The sequence below is a fragment of the Variovorax sp. CCNWLW186 genome (assembly GCF_037203865.1).
Classification (GTDB): Bacteria; Pseudomonadota; Gammaproteobacteria; order Burkholderiales; family Burkholderiaceae_C; genus Variovorax.
Window position 1 is genome coordinate 79,600 of record NZ_JBBCBO010000023.1, and the last position, 16,379, is coordinate 95,978.

At 66.2% G+C, this 16,379-nt stretch carries 12 protein-coding genes; 4 read left to right on the top strand and 8 right to left on the bottom strand.

Translation table 11 applies throughout. The features are described from left to right. Positions 1-38: 38 nt before the first annotated feature. The 8 genes from V9K97_RS22575 to V9K97_RS22610 all read right to left on the bottom strand — a co-directional run bounded on the left by V9K97_RS22575 (position 39) and on the right by V9K97_RS22610 (position 9,456). Positions 39-929 carry an alpha/beta fold hydrolase gene (locus tag V9K97_RS22575; protein ID WP_337320841.1) on the bottom strand — a complete coding sequence of 297 codons (891 nt, stop codon included), beginning with the start codon at positions 927-929 and terminating at the stop codon, positions 39-41. Continuing rightward, positions 926-1,993 (bottom strand): branched-chain amino acid ABC transporter permease, encoded by a 1,068-nt coding sequence (locus V9K97_RS22580; protein ID WP_337320842.1) that lies wholly within the window; start codon positions 1,991-1,993, stop codon positions 926-928. The genes V9K97_RS22575 and V9K97_RS22580 overlap by 4 nt, the downstream gene beginning before the upstream one ends. Positions 1,994-2,005: 12 nt before the next feature. Continuing rightward, positions 2,006-2,989, bottom strand: a complete 984-nt coding sequence (locus tag V9K97_RS22585) for a branched-chain amino acid ABC transporter permease (RefSeq protein WP_337320844.1) — start codon at positions 2,987-2,989, stop codon at positions 2,006-2,008. 154 nt (positions 2,990-3,143) lie between these two features. Next, entirely contained in the window at positions 3,144-3,872 is a 729-nt protein-coding gene (locus V9K97_RS22590) for an ABC transporter ATP-binding protein (RefSeq protein ID WP_337320846.1), read from the bottom strand. Between the two features lie 136 nt (positions 3,873-4,008). Then, positions 4,009-4,776, bottom strand: a complete 768-nt coding sequence (locus V9K97_RS22595; protein WP_258506908.1) for an ABC transporter ATP-binding protein — start codon at positions 4,774-4,776, stop codon at positions 4,009-4,011. A 40-nt stretch (positions 4,777-4,816) separates the two neighbouring features. After that, positions 4,817-6,274: an extracellular catalytic domain type 2 short-chain-length polyhydroxyalkanoate depolymerase gene (locus tag V9K97_RS22600; protein WP_337297695.1), complete on the bottom strand. Its 1,458-nt coding sequence runs from the start codon at positions 6,272-6,274 to the stop codon at positions 4,817-4,819. 257 nt (positions 6,275-6,531) lie between these two features. Then, positions 6,532-7,719 (bottom strand): substrate-binding domain-containing protein, encoded by a 1,188-nt coding sequence (locus V9K97_RS22605; RefSeq protein WP_337297696.1) that lies wholly within the window; start codon positions 7,717-7,719, stop codon positions 6,532-6,534. Between the two features lie 192 nt (positions 7,720-7,911). Next, on the bottom strand, positions 7,912-9,456 hold the full coding sequence (locus V9K97_RS22610; protein WP_337297697.1) for a sigma-54 interaction domain-containing protein: 1,545 nt from the start codon (positions 9,454-9,456) through the stop codon (positions 7,912-7,914). Positions 9,457-9,613: 157 nt separating this feature from the next. Between V9K97_RS22610 and V9K97_RS22615 the strand changes: the two genes are divergently transcribed. Genes V9K97_RS22615 through V9K97_RS22630 form a run of 4 tightly spaced genes read left to right on the top strand, consistent with a single transcriptional unit; the run spans position 9,614 to position 16,171 of the window. Next, positions 9,614-10,336, top strand: a complete 723-nt coding sequence (locus tag V9K97_RS22615; RefSeq protein ID WP_258506911.1) for a CerR family C-terminal domain-containing protein — start codon at positions 9,614-9,616, stop codon at positions 10,334-10,336. Beyond that, a complete protein-coding gene (locus tag V9K97_RS22620) occupies positions 10,333-11,832 on the top strand; it encodes an efflux transporter outer membrane subunit (RefSeq protein WP_337320848.1) in 1,500 nt (499 codons plus the stop codon). Before V9K97_RS22615 ends, V9K97_RS22620 begins: the two co-directional genes overlap by 4 nt. After that, positions 11,829-13,064 (top strand): efflux RND transporter periplasmic adaptor subunit, encoded by a 1,236-nt coding sequence (locus V9K97_RS22625; protein WP_337297700.1) that lies wholly within the window; start codon positions 11,829-11,831, stop codon positions 13,062-13,064. Before V9K97_RS22620 ends, V9K97_RS22625 begins: the two co-directional genes overlap by 4 nt. Then, positions 13,061-16,171, top strand: a complete 3,111-nt coding sequence (locus V9K97_RS22630) for an efflux RND transporter permease subunit (protein ID WP_337297701.1) — start codon at positions 13,061-13,063, stop codon at positions 16,169-16,171. Before V9K97_RS22625 ends, V9K97_RS22630 begins: the two co-directional genes overlap by 4 nt. The last annotated feature ends 208 nt before the right edge of the window (positions 16,172-16,379 follow it).

Consider the following 16,379-nt stretch of genomic DNA (forward strand, 5'->3'; position numbering starts at 1 on the left):
TGGTTGGAATCGGCGGCGATTGTCTCGCCGACTCGCCACTAGCGACCGGCGGCTCGAATAAACCCTTCGATGAGCTCCAGTTGTTCCGGCACGTTGAGCGCGGGCGCGTGGCCGCACCCCTGGATTTCGACCACTTGCAGCCGGCCCGAAATGCCCGGCCCTCTTTGCTGCATCTGCTGCGTGACCTCGGGCAGCACCAGGTCCGACTCGGCGCCGCGAAGGCACAGCACCGATATGTCGATGACGTCGTAGTGCGGCCAGATCAGGTAGTCGTTGTCGTGTGCGCTGAACTGCCGGACCATTGCCGGGTCGTAGTGCGGCGTCACGCGGCCGTCGGGCAGGCGGCGAGTAGAGCTCTCGGCAAGGCGGCGCCACTGCGCATCGCTGAGCCAGCCGAACGGCTTGTAGACGGTGCGAAAGAAAAGCTCGAGCTCGGCCACCGTGTCGAATGCGGGCGGCTCGCCGGCATAGGCACGGATGCGCTCGATGGCCGCCTGTGCAAGCTGAGGCGCGTTGTCGTTGAGCACCAGGCTCGCAATGCGCCCCCTCATCCGCGGCTCGAACAGGCCTGAAGCGCACACCGTGCCGATGGCGCCGCCCATGGAGGTGCCGACCCAGTGCACCCGGCCCAGGCGCAGCTCGTCGCACAGCGCGCCGGCAAGGCGCGCGTAGAACGAGAGCTGGTATTCCTCGTCCGGCAGCGGGCTCCATTGGCTCAGGCCCCGGCCGATGGTGTCGGGGCAGATCACGCGGAAGCCGCGCGCGGCAAAGTGCCGGGCCAGCTCGTCCATGTCGCGGCAGGTGCGTGCCAGGCCGTGCCACGCAATGATCACCGGCGCATCGGGCGCGCCCCAATCGAGCCAATGAATCTCGCGGCCCGCGAGCTGCGCATAGCGGGAGACGACCGGAACCGAAAGATCGTTGCTCATCGCGCAGCCCTCGCCCTGAGCTTGCCGACGATGCCGGTCGGAAAGTAATACACCGAGAGCACGAACAGCACGCCCAGCCACAGCAGCCAGCGGTCGGGCGACAGCAGCGCCGCAAGCCACGGCATTCCGCTCGCCGCCTCGCTGCCGACACGCAGCAGGTCCTGCAGGTAGCTTTGCGCCAGCACGAACAGCACCGCGCCGATGGCCGCGCCATACATGGTGCCCATGCCGCCGATCACCACGATCAGCAGCACGTCGATCATGATCTCGAAGCTCAGCGACGTGTCTGGCCCGTTGTAGCGCAGCCAGATGGCGAGCATCGCTCCGGCAAGTGTCGCGAAAAGCGCCGACAACACGGCCGCCGTGGTGCGATAGACCACCACGCGGTAGCCGATGGCCTCGGCACGAAACTCGTTCTCGCGAATGGCCTGCAGCACGCGGCCGAACGGGGAGTTCACGATTCGCAGCAATGCCAGCAGCAGCACCACCGCGGCCACGAACAGCAGGTAGTAGCACAGCAGCCGGCCATCGAGCGAAACGCCGAGAAAGGGCTCTTCGGAGAACTCGAAGCTCGGCGAAATGAGCTCGGGCAGCTTGAAGGTCAGGCCGTCTTCGCCGCCCGTAAAGTCAGACAGCTGCGACGCCAGCGTCTGGAAGGCCGAGGCCACCGCCAGCGTGATCATCGCGAAGAAAATGGCGCGCACCCGGAGCGAGAACAACCCGATGGCGAACGAGAGCACCAGCGAGATCGCGAGTGCGGCCCCAAGCCCGAGCAGCACCGCACCCCAACTGGGCCCGAGCCGCGACGCCGAAATGGCGATGCCGTAGGCGCCGATGCCGAAGAACATGGTGTGCGCAAAGCTCACGATGCCGGTGTAGCCCAGCAGCAAGTCGAAGCTGGCCACCAGCACCACAAACACCAGGATCTTGGCCGCGACGCTGAGCGCCTTCACACCCGGAAAGATGAACGGCGCAAAAGCCAGTGCGATGAACAGTGCCACCAGCAGCAGCGCCAGCATGCGGCTCCGGGGCATGTCGTTGGAGAGAAGTCTTTTCAGGAACATGGCGTCTTCTTTTCAACGATTGGCCACGGGGTAGACCCCCTGCGGCCGCCACAGCAGCACCGCCACCATCAGCAAGATGCTTGCAAACTGCGTGAGCGTGGGCAGCAGGAAGCCGATGTAGTTGGTCATGAGGCCCACCAGCAGCGCGCCGATGAGCGCCCCGCCGGTCGAGCCGAGTCCGCCGATGATGATCACGATGAAGATCAGCACGTTGACCTGTGCGCCCATCTGCGGCACCAGGTTCTGCTGGAAGAGCCCCCACATCACGCCGCCCAGGCCGGCCAGCGCGCTGCCCACCACGAACACGCCGACGAACAGCCGGCCGATGCGGTAGCCGAGCGACTCGACCATTTCGCGGTCTTGCACGCCAGCACGGATCAACAGGCCGATCTTGGTGCGGCCGAGCGTCCATGCGAGCAGGCCGAACACCACCACGCCCACCGCCACCGCGAGCAGCCGGTACTTGCTGATGGCCGCATCGCCGATCAGCAGCGAGCCGCGCAAGGCTTCGGGCAATGGCAGCGGCACCTGCGCAGGGCCCCAGATCACCTTGATGAGCTCCTCCCCGATGATCATGCCGCCCATCGTGATGAGGATCTGCTTCAGGTGCTGGCCGTACACGGGCCGCACGATGAAGCGCTCGAAGGCCAGCCCCACCGCGCCGGCCACCGCCATGGCCACCAGCATGGCGGGGAACACCGCGACGAGGTTGCGCCACAGTTCCTGCGAACCGGTCCAGTCGCCCATCAGGCCGAGCACGCTGCTCGCCACGAAGGCGCCGAGCGCAATGAACACGCCGTGGCCGAAGTTGAGAACATCCATCAGCCCGAACACCAGCGTGAGGCCCGAGGCGATGATGAAGATGATCATGCCCATCGCCAAGCCCGCCACCGTGAGCGTGAGCCAGGTCGAGAACGAGCCGGTGAGCGGCAGCGCCACCGCCGCGAGGACGGGGGCGAGAAGCAACGGCTTCCAGTCGAAGTCGATCGTTTTCATTGTTGCGCCCCCCTCTCTTGCTCCCTCTCCCGCTTGCGGGAGAGGGTTGGGGTGAGGGCCTGCAGTGCCGATACGAAAGCATAGCCATCGCACAGGCCGTCTGCCCTCACCCTAGCCCTCTCCCAGAGGGAGAGGGGACAAGACATCAAGTACGTCATAGCGCGAGACCCAAAAGAGATTGCTGCAGTTGCGCGTCCGCGGAAAACGCCGCCATCGAGCCGCTGTGCACTACACGGCCGTTGTCCATCACCGCGACCGTGTCGCCCAGCCGCTGGGCGAAGTTGATGTTCTGCTCCACCAGCAGAATCGTCACGCCGCTGCGCTTGAGCTCACCGAACGCGTCGATCATGTTGTTGATGATGGCCGGTGCGAGCCCCTTGCTGGGCTCGTCGACGATGAGCAGTTCGCGCGGTTCCACGATGGCGCGCGACACGGCCAGCATCTGCTTCTGCCCGCCCGAGAGCTTGCCGGCCGGATGGTTCCAGAACTTCTCGACCGCCGGAAAGAGCTTGAAGATCCACTTCAGGCGCGTGTCGTCCATCTGCTCGGCGTTCTTCGCACCGCGCGCGGCGAGCAGCATGTTCTCCTTCACCGTGAGGTCGGAGAAGATACCCATGTTCTCGGGCACATAGGCAATGCCGAGCTCCGCGATCTGCGGCGTGTGCATGGCCGTGATGTCCTTGTCACCGAAGCGCACCCTGCCCTCCGACGCGTGCCACAGGCCCATGATGGTTCGCAGCGTCGTCGTCTTGCCCGCGCCGTTGCGGCCCAGCAGCATGGTGAGCTGGCCTTTGGGCACTGCAAGGTCGACGCCGTGCAGGATGTGATAAGCCCCGATGTGCGTCTGCACGCCTTCGAGGGTCAACAGGTTCTGAGTTGTCATCGGTCTTGCTCCTTCCCCTTCCGGGGGAAGGTTGGGATGGGGGCATGCGGCGCTTGAAAGGCCGCGTCGGTTCGAAGGCCGCGAGCCCCGATCCCCGCCCTCCCCCAGCCGGGGAGGGAGAAATTCATCGACGCCTTCATGCAACCGCCTCCTTCGCAATGCCCAGGTAGGCCTCTTGCACCACCGGCGAGGCAATCACCTCGGCCGGTTCTCCATCGGCCACCAGCGTGCCGTTGTGCAGCACGATGATGCGGTCCGCGAGCTCGCGCACCACGTCCATCTTGTGCTCGACCAAAAGAATGGTCTTGCTCTTGTCCTGCTTCAGCTTGCGGATCAGGTCGAGAATGACCGGCGCCTCGGCCGCGTTCATGCCGGCGGTTGGCTCGTCGAACATGAAGACCTTGGGTTCGAGCGCCATCAAGAGCGCCACCTCCAGCTTGCGCTGGTCGCCATGCGGCAGGCTCGCCACGGTGGCGTGCTCGCGAGATTTCAGCGCCACGTCGGCCAGGATCTGGTCCGCGCGTTCAGTCAGCGCCTTGTGGTCGCTCCAGATGCTCCACAGGTTGAGCCCGCGCCGGTGCGCGCCTTCGCGCGTGGCCTGCACCGCAAGGCGCACGTTCTCCAGCACCGTGAGATTGGGGAACAGGTTGGTGAGCTGAAAGGCTCGCCCCAACCCCGCGTGCGTGCGTGCCGAAGGCGACAGCCCCGAGAGCAGTTGCCCATCGAGCGACACCGTGCCCGCGCTCGCCTTGAGCTGGCCCGAAATCAGGTTGAAATAGGTGGTCTTGCCCGCGCCGTTGGGGCCGACGATGGCCGTCAACGTGCCCGGCGAGAAGGCGCAGCTCACGTTATTGACGGCCACGTGCCCGCCGAAGCGGATGGTCAGGTCTCGGGTCTCAAGCATCGTTGGTCTATTGCAAATAAAAGTCGCGGACCGCTCGGTCTCAACAGGTGCCGATCACGTAGTAGTTGGGGCCGGTCTGCTTCAGCGTCGTGGTCACGTAGATGTTCCACAGCCCCATGGCTTGCGCCGAGCCATAGGCATACGTGAGGCCCCACAGCGCATAGGCGCGCCCGGCCACGGTATGCGCATAGTTGCTGGCGGTGTAGCAGGTGCCGCCACCACCGCTGCCGGCCAGCGTGGTGCCCGTGGCCGCGCCCGACATCGCACCCTGCGCGTTGTTGGCGTCCAGCGCCGCCACGGTCCAGCTGTAGGTGGTAGATGCCGCCAGCCCGGTGTCCGTGTAGCTGGTGCCCGTCACGGGTGCGGCGTTGACCTTGCTGCCGCCGCGGTACACGTTGTAGCCGCTCGCGCCCGAAACGCCGGCCCAGCCAATCACCATGCTGCTGCTGGTCGCGCCCGAGGTGCCCACGCCAGTGGGCGCCGGCAGAGACGAGCCGCCGCCAGAGCCGGTCACGCGATCGACCATCGCCTTGAGCGCCGCCATCTGCGGGCCCGACTTCTTTGCGTAGTTCGCGTTGTCGTAGCCCCACCAGTCCCAGCAGCTGTTGGTGGCCGCGGTGCTGGTCTGCGGATAGATCAGCACGATGTTGTTCGTGTCGGCCCAGCGGTTGTAGCCGGTCTTGCGCACATACTGGTCGCCCACGTCGGTGTAGTTCTGCTTGCAACCGTGCAGCACCATGTGCACGCGGCACGAAGCTGTGGTGCAGGCCTGCGGCACGTAGATCCACCCCGTCGCGGCCACGCCGTGGCCGGTGATGAATTCGGACTGGTTGAACTCGGTGAACGTGCCTCCCAGCGTGCCGTTGTTGCGCGGGTTCAGCGGGCCGTAGAGATGCTGCAGGATGTCGCCCGCAAGATCGAAGCCGCAGTTGTTGATGTAGGGCGCGGCGGTAGTGCTGCAGGCGCCGCCGTAGTCGTCGGTCACCATGGCGTGGCCGGCGCCGATGTTGTTCTTGTAGACCGTGTTGGCGGCGGGCACAAAGCTCTGGTAGTAGGTCTTCAGGTCGTTCATCACCGCCGGCTTCACGGTGTTGTCCGACGTGCCGGAGAAAAGGTACACCTTCGAAGCGGTCATGTTCGACACCGGGTCGATCGCGCCGCTGGCGGCCCAGCTGTTGGTGGTGCTCACGAGCGTCGACACCGGGATGCTGGTGCTGTGCGTCATGCAGCGCCCGGTGGCGTTGAGCACCGAGCCCTCGGCACAGTAGTACGGCCCGCCGGCCACCACGCCGGCACCGCGCTTGAAGGTGGCCGAATAGGCCACGTGCAATTGCACCGCCATGAAGCCGCCCGCCGAGAGGCCGGACACGCTCACCTCCGCCGGGTTCGCGCCCAGCGACGGCAGCGGCACCGCCGCGGTTGCCGTACAGGCATGCGCGCCAAACGCCATTGCCGCAGCCGCGGCCAATCCCTTCCAGTTCCATCGCATCGCTGCCATCGCTGTCTCCTTTTGTAGGTTTGTCGAACGCTTGCTTGATTGCTGACGAATCGGCCGTTGGTGACGCCGCGCCCGCGCCGCAAGGCGCAAGCTGGCGCTTCGCCCGGCGGCCACCCGGGGCGAAAAGTTAGCGGCGTGTCCCTGGGCCCTGAACATTCAAGGAACACCGCGGAACCGGCTTTGCCGGGCCGCTGGTGTTGCCCCCGGTAGGGGGTTGGCGAAGCGACACGAAGTGCGCGCAGACTGGGGGCGAGCCCTTATCTCTTGTTCTTGATGGGGATGTCCATCTCTTCAGGCTTGATCTCGCGCACCAGCTCGGGCACGCCCCAGGCAAACGCCGGATCGACCTTGATCTTGAAGTGGTACATCGACTGCATCGCCTGGTGGTCTTCCTTGCGGAAGGTCATCTTGCCCTTGGGCGTGTCGAAGCTCATGCCTTCCATGGCGCCGATGAGCTTGTTGGTGTTGGTGTCGCCGCCCGTCTTCTTGAGCGCCGTGACCACCGCCATCGCAGCGGAGAACCCGCCCGCCGTGAAGAAGTCCGGCGGCGTCTTGAATTCCTTGTAGTGCGCCGACACCAGCGCCTCGTTGACCGGGTTCTTCGGAATGCCGAAGTAGTAGTACGCCGCGCCTTCCATGCCCGGCAGGTTCTTGTAGGCCGCCATGGCCGGCAGGATGTTGCCGCCGGTGGCAATCTCGATGCCGTAGCGCTTCAGGTCCAGATCGACAATCTTGAACGGGTTGCCCGCGCCAGCCCACACGATCCAGATGATCTTGCGGCCAGGCTGGTCCTTGAGCTTGTCGATCAGGCGCTGTGCGCCGGCCGTGAAATCCGTGGTGGCGGGCGGCAGGTATTCCTCGTGCACCAGCTTCGCCTTCTTGAGCGCGGCACCGAAGGCCTTGACGCCATCGCGGCCGAAGGCGTTGTCCTGCGCGAGCGTGGCAACGGTCACGCCCTGCTTGTCGATGGCCACTGCATTGGAAATGGCGTCTTGGCTCGAGTTGCGGCCGGTGCGGAAGATGTACTTGTTCCACTTGTCGCCGGTGATCGAATCGGCCACCGCGGGCTCGACGATGAGGATCTTCTTGTACTCCTCGGCCACCGGCAACATGGCCAGTGCCACGCCCGAAGCCGTGGGGCCCACCGCCAGCGCGGCCTTGTCGTCGGAGTAGGCGGCCGCCAGAAGCGACTTGCCGAGGTCGGGCTTGCCCTGGTCGTCCTTCTCGATAACCACGAGCTTCTTGCCGTTGACGGTCATCGTGCCGCCGGTGGCGTAGTCCAGGCCCATGGTGAAGCCGGTCTGCGTCTGCTTGCCGTAGGCCTCGAGCGGGCCGGTCTTGCTGTAGATGTGCGCGATGCGGATTTCGTTGGACTGGGCCCAGGCGGGTGCGGCGGCGGCGCAGGCGGCGAGTGCGGCCAAGGCAACGAGGTGGCGACGGTTCATTCTTTGTCTCCTTTGGTAGGTGACTGAATATTGCACACTTCGTGCCAGCGGTTAACTCATTGATAACAAACGCTTCTTCATTTGGAAGAAGCGCTATTCGACTGAATTCAGAACAACTGTCGTGTCTGAATTTTGATCACATGTCTGCCAATCAGTCAGGGTTTTTGCGGAGCAGGCCAGGTCGTTTGCGCTTTACGCCTGCCGCTCCTGGCTCGTCATCCGCTCATACAGGGTTGCACGGGAAATACCGAGCAAGCGCGCGGTCGCCAGCTTGTTGCCGCCGGTGGTCGCCAGCGCCGCTGCAATTGCCTTGCGCTCGAGTTCGGCCACCTGTTGCGCAAGCGGCCGGAGCAGCGCCGCCTGCTCGTCGGCATCGTGCGCACTCTGCAGCGTGGCCGGCAACTCGATCTGCTCCAGCCCCGCCTCGCGCAGGATGCGTTCGAGCTGCGCGGCGTCGATGCGCTGCGAATCGCTGCGCATGGTCACCTGCTCCAGCACATTGCGCAGCTCGCGGATGTTGCCGCGCCAATGCTGGCCTGCGAGCAGCGCCAGCGCATCGGGTGTGAGCTCGGGCGGCGCCTCGCCGCTGCGCAGCGCCATGTCCTCGCCCAGGGCTTCGACCAACGCCGGTATGTCGCTGCGCCGCTCGCGTAGCGGCGGCACGCGCAATGGCAGCACGTTGAGGCGGTAGTACAGGTCTTCGCGAAACTGGCCGCGGCGCACCAGCTCGGGCAGATCGCGCGAGGTGGCGGCGATCACGCGCGCATCGAAGGGCACGAGCTTGTTGGAGCCGAGCGGCTCGATCTCGCCCTCTTGCAGCGCGCGCAGCAGCTTGGCCTGCAGGCCGAGCGGCATGTCGCCAATCTCGTCGAGAAACAGGCTGCCGCCATCGGCCAGCTTGAACTTGCCTTCGCGCCCACGCCTGTCGGCGCCGGTGAATGCGCCGGGCGCAAAGCCGAAGAACTCGGCCTCCAGCAGCGTGTCGGGCACGGCCGCGATATTGACGCTGACGAACTGCCCCTTGGCCCGCGCCGATGCCGCATGGATCGCATGCGCGAGCAGTTCCTTGCCGGTGCCGGTTTCGCCGAGCAGCAGCACCGGGCTGGTCGACTGCGCGGCGCGCCGTGCATGGCGCTTTACCTCTACCGCCGCGGGGCTGCTGCCGATGAAACTCGCAAAGGTGTATTTCGAGCGCCGCTGGCCGTCGGCCGCATGCAGGTACAGCGGGTTGTTGCGCTGGGTTGCCAGCTCGCGCCGCGCATCGTCGAGGTCGCGCTGCAGCAGCGCAAACTTGCTGATGAGCGGCTGCAGCGTGGTTTCGGGCTGGTCGAACAGCACGATGCCGATGGCGCCGATGACCTCTCCCGCCCTACCCTCGCGACCGTCGTGCTCGGCGCGCAGCGGGATGCGGCTGACGACGAAAGTACCCGCTTTATTGGTGAGCAGGTCGACCAATATCGGCTCGCCGGTCTCGAGCACGCGCCGCATCTGCGTGTTGGGAATCACGTCTTCGACCATGTGCCCCAGGAACTGGTCGATCGAAGAAAAGCCCAGTGCAGGCAAGAAGCGCCGGTAGCCTTCGTTCACCCACACGATGCGGCCGCTGCGGTCGACCAGGAACATGCCCTGGCTGATGCTCGAGAACAGATGGAACATCGAGCGCGCGGCCAACGCGAGGATGCCCTCGGCATCAAGGGGCAATGCGGAAGATGCGGTGACGGGCGGAGCGGCGGACATGGGCGGATCGTAGCGTGCATCAATCCGCAACAAATCGGACATCAATGCGGCACTGGAATTGTCCAGAATTCACATTCAACCGACGAGTGCGACTAAAGCCCTCATCCGGTCTTAAGTAAATCAATCGTTTGATTACTCGCATGGTCTAATCGCGGGCATGAGCGCCTCCGCCCTTCAAGCCATTACCGCCCGCGCGCCTCGAAGCGACGGCGTTGAAGCGCGCCAGCGCCTTCTCTACGCCGCACTCGCGCTCTTTGCCGCCAACGGCTACGCCAAGACTTCCACACGCGAAATTGCGCGCAACGCCGGTGTCAACATCTCTGCCATCAGCTACTACTTCGGCGACAAGGCCGGTTTGTATGCCGCCACCTTCGGCGAGCCGATGGGCGGCAATGCCGGAGACTTCGTGCAGCTTTACGACGCACCCGACATGCCGATCGAAGAGGCGCTGCGCATCTTCTTCACCCACATGATCGAGCCGCTGAAGCAAGGCGAGATCGTGCGGCAGTGCATCCAGCTGCATCTGCGCGAAATGCTCGAGCCCACCAGCCAGTGGGCCGAAGAAATGGAACGCGACATCAAGGCGCCGCACAAGGCCATTGCGGGCATTCTGTGCCGCCGGCTCGGCCTTTCGCGGCCCGACGACGACGTGCATCGCCTGACCTTCGCCATCACCGGCCTGGCCATGCAGCTCTTCGTGAGCCAGGACCTCGTCGAAGCCATACGCCCCTCTTTGCTGAACACGCCGCGCAGCGTCGACACCTGGGCCCAGCGCCTCACCAGCTACGCGCTTGCGCTGGTCGAGGCCGAAGCCTTGCGCCGCCAGGCCGCCGCCAAGCCCGCGGCCGCACAAGTCCGATCCGGGAGAAAGAAGACATGAGAAGACTTCGATTGATTTACACGCTATGCCTGCCGCTCGGCATCGGGCTCGGGCTCGGTGGTTGCGGGTTCATGAGGCCGCTCGCCGCGGTGGAAGCGCCGATGCCCGCGCAGTGGCACGCGCCGCTGCCGCACGGCGGCTCGCTCGCGTCGCTGGCCGACTGGTGGCGCCAGCTCGACGACCCGCTGCTGGTCGAACTCATTGCCGCGGCCGAAGCGGCGAGCCCTAACGTTGCGAGCGCTGCGGCGCGCGTGGCCGAGGCGCGCTCCACCCGCATTGCGGCCGGTGCGGCGCTGCTGCCCAACTTGGACGGCACGCTTTCGGCCAGCCGCGGCGTCTCGGGCTCTTCGCTCGGATCGGGCGCTTCAGGCGCCTCGTCCGGCAGCGGTGGCGCCACCGCGCTTGCACCGGTGACCACGCTGCAGGCGGGACTTCAATCGCAATGGGAAATCGACCTGTTCGGCCGGCTGCGCGCCGACCGCGATGCCGCGCGCAACCGGCAGGAAAGTGCCGATGCCAAGTGGCACGACGCACGCGTTGCCGTAGCGGCCGAGACCGCGAACGCCTATTTCGCCGAGCGCGCCTGCCAGCAGCAGTTGCGCGTGTCTGAATCCGATGCCCGCTCCCGCAGCGAAACCGCGCGGCTTACCGACCTTTCGGCGCGCGCAGGATTTACCGCGCCGGCAGATGCCGCGCTCGCACGCGCCAGCGCATCCGATGCTTCCGGCCGCCTGACCCAGCAACGCGCACTGTGCGCAGTGCAGCGCAAGGCGCTGGTGGCGCTCAGCGGCATCGACGAGACAACGCTGGAGCAAAAGCTCGCAGCCTCGCCGGCACAGCGCGCCCTGCCGGCGGTGGGCAGCATTGCCAGCGTGCCGGCACAGGCCATCTCGCAGCGGCCAGACGTGTATTCCGCCGAACTGGGCGTTGCCGCAGCAAGCGCCGACGTGGGTTCGGCCGAGGCCGCGCGCTATCCACGCCTGTCGCTTTCGGGTTCCATCGGCCGCATGCAGATTCGCACCAGTGGCTTCCGCGAATCGCTCGACACCTGGACCGTGGGGCCTGTGTCGCTCACCGTGCCCCTGTTCGACGGCGGCACGCGCGCCGCCAACGCCGAAGCGGCGAAGGCGCGCTACACCGAAGCCGTCTCGCTCTACCGGGCCAACGTGCGCCAGGCCGTGCGAGAGGTGGAAGAAGCCCTGGTCAACCTCGACAGCACGAACGCGCGCGCCACCGATGCCGACACGGCCGTGCAGAACTACCAGGCCTCGTTCGACGCCACCCAGGCCCGCTACCAGAGCGGCCTGGCCAGCCTGTTCGAACTCGAGGATTCGCGCCGCACGCTCTATGCAGCGCAAACCGCACGCGTCTCGCTGCAACGCGAACGCACCGAAGCCTGGGTTGCGCTCTACCGCTCGATGGGCGGCGGATGGGCCCGCCCCGAATCGCCCTCTATGACCTCCAACCCGACCGCCAAGGTCGCGACGTCGCCATGAAAAGAATCAAACGCTCTACCCTCGTCATCGCGCTGCTGGCGCTCGTCATCGTGGTTGCCGCGGCCTTGTGGCTGACGCGCAGCAAGCCGGCGGGCGAGCCCGGCGCCGCGCCCGCGGCCGCCAAGGGCAAGGACGGCGCACCGCCGCCCCGGCCCACGTTGACGGTGACCGTCGCCAAACCCGAGCCCACCGAGCTGACGCTCACGCTGGCGGCCAACGGCAACGTGGCAGCGTGGCAAGAGGCCAGCGTGGGCTCCGAATCGAGCGGCCTCAAGCTGGCAGAGGTTCGCGTGAACGTGGGCGATGTGGTGAAGAAGGGCCAGGTGCTGGCCGTGTTCTCGCCGGAAACTGTGCGGGCCGACATCGCTCAATCGCGCGCCTCGCTCGCCGAAGCCAGGGCCACGGCGGCCGATGCCGCGGGCAACGCGGCGCGCGCCCGCACGCTGCAAGCCACGGGCGCGCTGAGCCAGCAGCAGATCAACCAGTACCAGACGGCCGAGCAAACTGCCAAGGCACGCGTCGAAGCGGCCGAAGCCGTGCTGGCCGCGCAGGAAGTGCGCGGCCGCAACACGCAGGTGCTGGCGCCCGACGACGGCGTGATCTCTTCGCGCACCGCCACGGTCGGCAGCGTGGTGGCTGCGGGCACCGAGCTGTTCCGGCTGATCCGCCAGGGCCGGCTCGAATGGCGTGCCGAGGTGACCTCGGCCGAGCTCAGCCGCATCGCAGTGGGCACCACGGCCTTCGTGGTCAGCGCAAGCGGCGCGCAGGTGCGCGGCAAGGTGCGCAGCATTGCGCCCACGGTCGATCCGCAAACGCGCGCGGCGCTGGTCTATGTCGACCTGCCGAACGTGCAGCAGAACACCGGCATCAAGGCCGGCATGTTCGCGCGCGGCGACTTCGAACTCGGCCGCAGCTCGGCGCCCACCGTGCCGCAGAGCTCCATCGTTCCGCGCGACGGCTTCAACAACGTCTTCATGCTGCTGCCCGACAACCGCGTGGCGCAGCTCAAGGTGCAGACCGGCCGCCGCGTCGGTGAACGCGTCGAAATCACCAGTGCGCTGCCGGAGGGCGCGCAGATCGTGGTGCAGGGCGCGGGCTTCCTGAATGATGGCGACCTGGTGCGCGTTGTGGCGGCACCCGCACCCGCGGCGGCCGGAGCCCAGCCTGCCGCATCCGCCGCATCGGCGCCCGTGGGCAACCCCGGCGCCAACGAAACAAAGGCACGCCCATGAACGTTTCCGCATGGTCCATCCGCAACCCGATTCCGGCGGTGATGCTGTTCGTGCTGCTCACCTTCGGTGGGCTGCTGTCGTTCAACGCGATGAAGGTGCAGAACTTTCCGGACATCGACCTGCCGACCGTGACGGTCTCGGCATCGCTGCCCGGCGCCGCGCCTTCGCAGCTGGAAACCGACGTTGCGCGCAAGCTCGAGAACTCCATTGCCACGGTGCAGGGCCTGAAGCACATCACCACCAAGGTGCAGGACGGCGCCGCGACGCTCATCGTCGAGTTCCGCCTCGAGAAGCCGGTGCAAGAGGCCGTGGATGACGTGCGCTCCGCGGTGCAGCGCGTGCGCGCCGACCTGCCGGCCGACGTGCGCGACCCGGTCGTCACCAAGCTCGACTTCGCGGCCCAGCCGGTGCTGGCCTTCACCATCGCCTCGCCACGCATGGACAGCGAGGCGTTGAGCTGGTTCGTCGACAACGACATCACCAAGAAGCTGCTCGCGCTGCCCGGCGTAGGCGCGGTCAACCGCGTGGGCGGCGTCACGCGCCAGGTGCATGTCGATCTCGATCCGGCCAAGCTGCAGGCACTGGGCGCCTCGGCGGCCGACATCTCGCGCCAGTTGCGCCAGGTGCAAACCGAAAGCGCGGGCGGCCGCATCGACCTGGGCGGTAGCGAGCAGCCGGTGCGCACGCTGGCCACCGTGCAGTCGGCCGACCAGCTCGCGGACATGCAGATCGCCCTTTCCGATGGCCGCCGCATCCGGCTCGACCAGGTGGCGCGCATCAGCGACACCATCGCCGAGCCGCGCGCCGCGGCGCTGCTCAACGGCAAGCCGGTGGTCGGCTTCGAAGTGGCGCGCAGCCGCGGTGCCAGCGAAGTGGAAGTGGGCCGCGCCATCCAGAAGGCGTTGGCCGACCTGCGCGTGCAGCGCCCCGACATCGAACTGACCGAGGCCTTCAACTTCGTCGACCCGGTGGAAGAAGAGTACGACGGCTCGCTGCACCTCCTGTACGAAGGCGCCATCCTGGCTGTGATCGTGGTGTGGCTGTTCCTGCGCGACTGGCGCGCCACTTTCGTCTCGGCCGTGGCACTGCCCATGTCCGTGATTCCGGCCTTCATCGGCATGCACCTGCTGGGCTTCTCGGTCAACGTGATCTCCCTGCTCGCGCTCTCGCTGGTGGTCGGCATATTGGTGGACGACGCCATCGTGGAGGTCGAAAACATCGTGCGCCACCTGCGCATGGGCAAGTCGCCATATGAAGCGGCCATGGAGGCGGCCGACGAAATCGGCCTGGCGGTGATTGCCACCACCTTCACGCTGATTGCGGTGTTTCTGCCCACGGCCTTCATGAGTGGCGTGGCGGGCAAGTTCTTCAAGCAGTTCGGCTGGACGGCTTCGCTGGCGGTGTTTGCGTCGCTGGTGGTGGCGCGGGTGCTCACGCCGATGATGGCTGCCTACATCCTGAAGCCGGTGGTCGGCGCCGAGAAAGAGCCGCGCTGGCTCACGGTCTACATGCGCGCGGTGGAGTGGAGCACGCACCACCGCTTCAAGACGATGGTGTTCGCCACCCTCTTCTTCTTCGGCTCGCTGGCGATGATTCCGCTGCTGAAGACCGGCTTCATTCCGCCGGACGACAACTCGCAGACGCAGATCTATCTCTCGCTGGCGCCCGGCTCCACGCTCGCGCAGACCACCGCCGCCGCGGAAGAAACGCGAAACCGCGTGATGAAGATTGCGCACGTGAAGAGCGTCTACACCACGGTGGCGGGCGGCAGCGCAGGCGGCGACCCGTTCGCCAACTTCGGCACGCCCGAAACGCGCAAGGCCACGCTCACCATCAAGCTGGACGACCGCGGCGACCGGCCGCGCAAGCAGGTGATCGAAAACCAGATTCGCGCCGCGCTCGAAACGCTGCCCGGCGTGCGCAGCACCGTGGGCCTTGGCGGCTCAGGCGAAAAATACATTCTTGCCCTAACGGGCGAAGACCCTGCGGCCTTGGCGAGTGCGGCCAGTGCGGTCGAAAAAGACCTGCGCACCGTGCCCGGCCTGGGCAACATCACTTCCACCGCGAGCCTGATTCGGCCCGAGATCGCGGTGCGGCCTGACTTCGCACGCGCCGCCGATCTTGGCGTGACCAGCTCGGCCATTGCCGAGACCTTGCGCGTGGCCACGCTGGGCGACTACGACCAGGCGCTGGCCAAGCTCAACCTCGCGCAACGGCAGGTGCCCATCGTGGTGAAGCTCGAAGATTCGGCGCGGAAGAACCTGGATCTGCTCGGCCGTCTTTCGGTGCCGGGTACACGCGGCCCGGTCATGCTGAGCCAGGTGGCGTCATTGACGATGGAAGGCGGCCCAGCCGTCATCGACCGCTACGACCGCTCGCGGAACGTGAACTTCGAAATCGAGCTCTCGGGCGTGGGCCTGGGAGATGCCAAGACAGCGGTGACATCGCTGCCATCGATCCAGAAGCTGCCGCCCGGCGTGCGCGTGACCGAGATCGGCGATGCGGAGGTGATGACCGAACTGTTCGCGAGCTTCGGCCTCGCGATGCTCACGGGCGTGCTGTGCATCTACATCGTGCTGGTGCTGCTGTTCAAGGACTTCCTGCATCCGGTGACGATTCTTTGCGCATTGCCTTTGGCACTGGGCGGGGCGTTCGTCGGTTTGCTGATCGGGCAGAAAGCGCTTTCGATGCCATCGCTGATCGGGTTGATCATGCTGATGGGCATCGCGACCAAGAACTCGATCCTGCTGGTCGAATACGCCATCGTGGCGCGGCGCGACCATGGCATGAGCCGCTGGGATGCGCTGCGCGACGCCTGCCACAAGCGTGCACGGCCCATCATCATGACCACACTGGCCATGGGCGCGGGCATGTTGCCGATTGCGGTGGGTCTTGGTACGGCGGACTCAAGCTTCCGCTCGCCGATGGCAATGGCGGTGATCGGGGGGCTCATTACCTCTACCGTGTTGAGTCTCTTGGTGGTGCCGGCTGTGTTCACGTATGTGGACGACATCGAGCACTGGATTCGGCGAACTGTGCGCAAGCTGCGGGGACAGCCGGCTGATCCGCACATCGACGACGACCTGGTCGAGGCACCACGGACTTGAATGTGCTGCGCCCTCTCCTGCTGACTGCGGGGAGGGCGCCGGCTTTTACGCCGTTGCTTGCGGGGTTTTTGTTTGGGGCGTCGCTGTTTTGGCGCCGCTGTTCAGGGCGAGTGCAAAGGCCACCGGGTACTCCCCTCCGCGAATGTCCCCCGGGGCTGCGCCCCTCCTCCTTTATTTCGCTGCGTGGAGCACCCGATGCCCTGTGCAC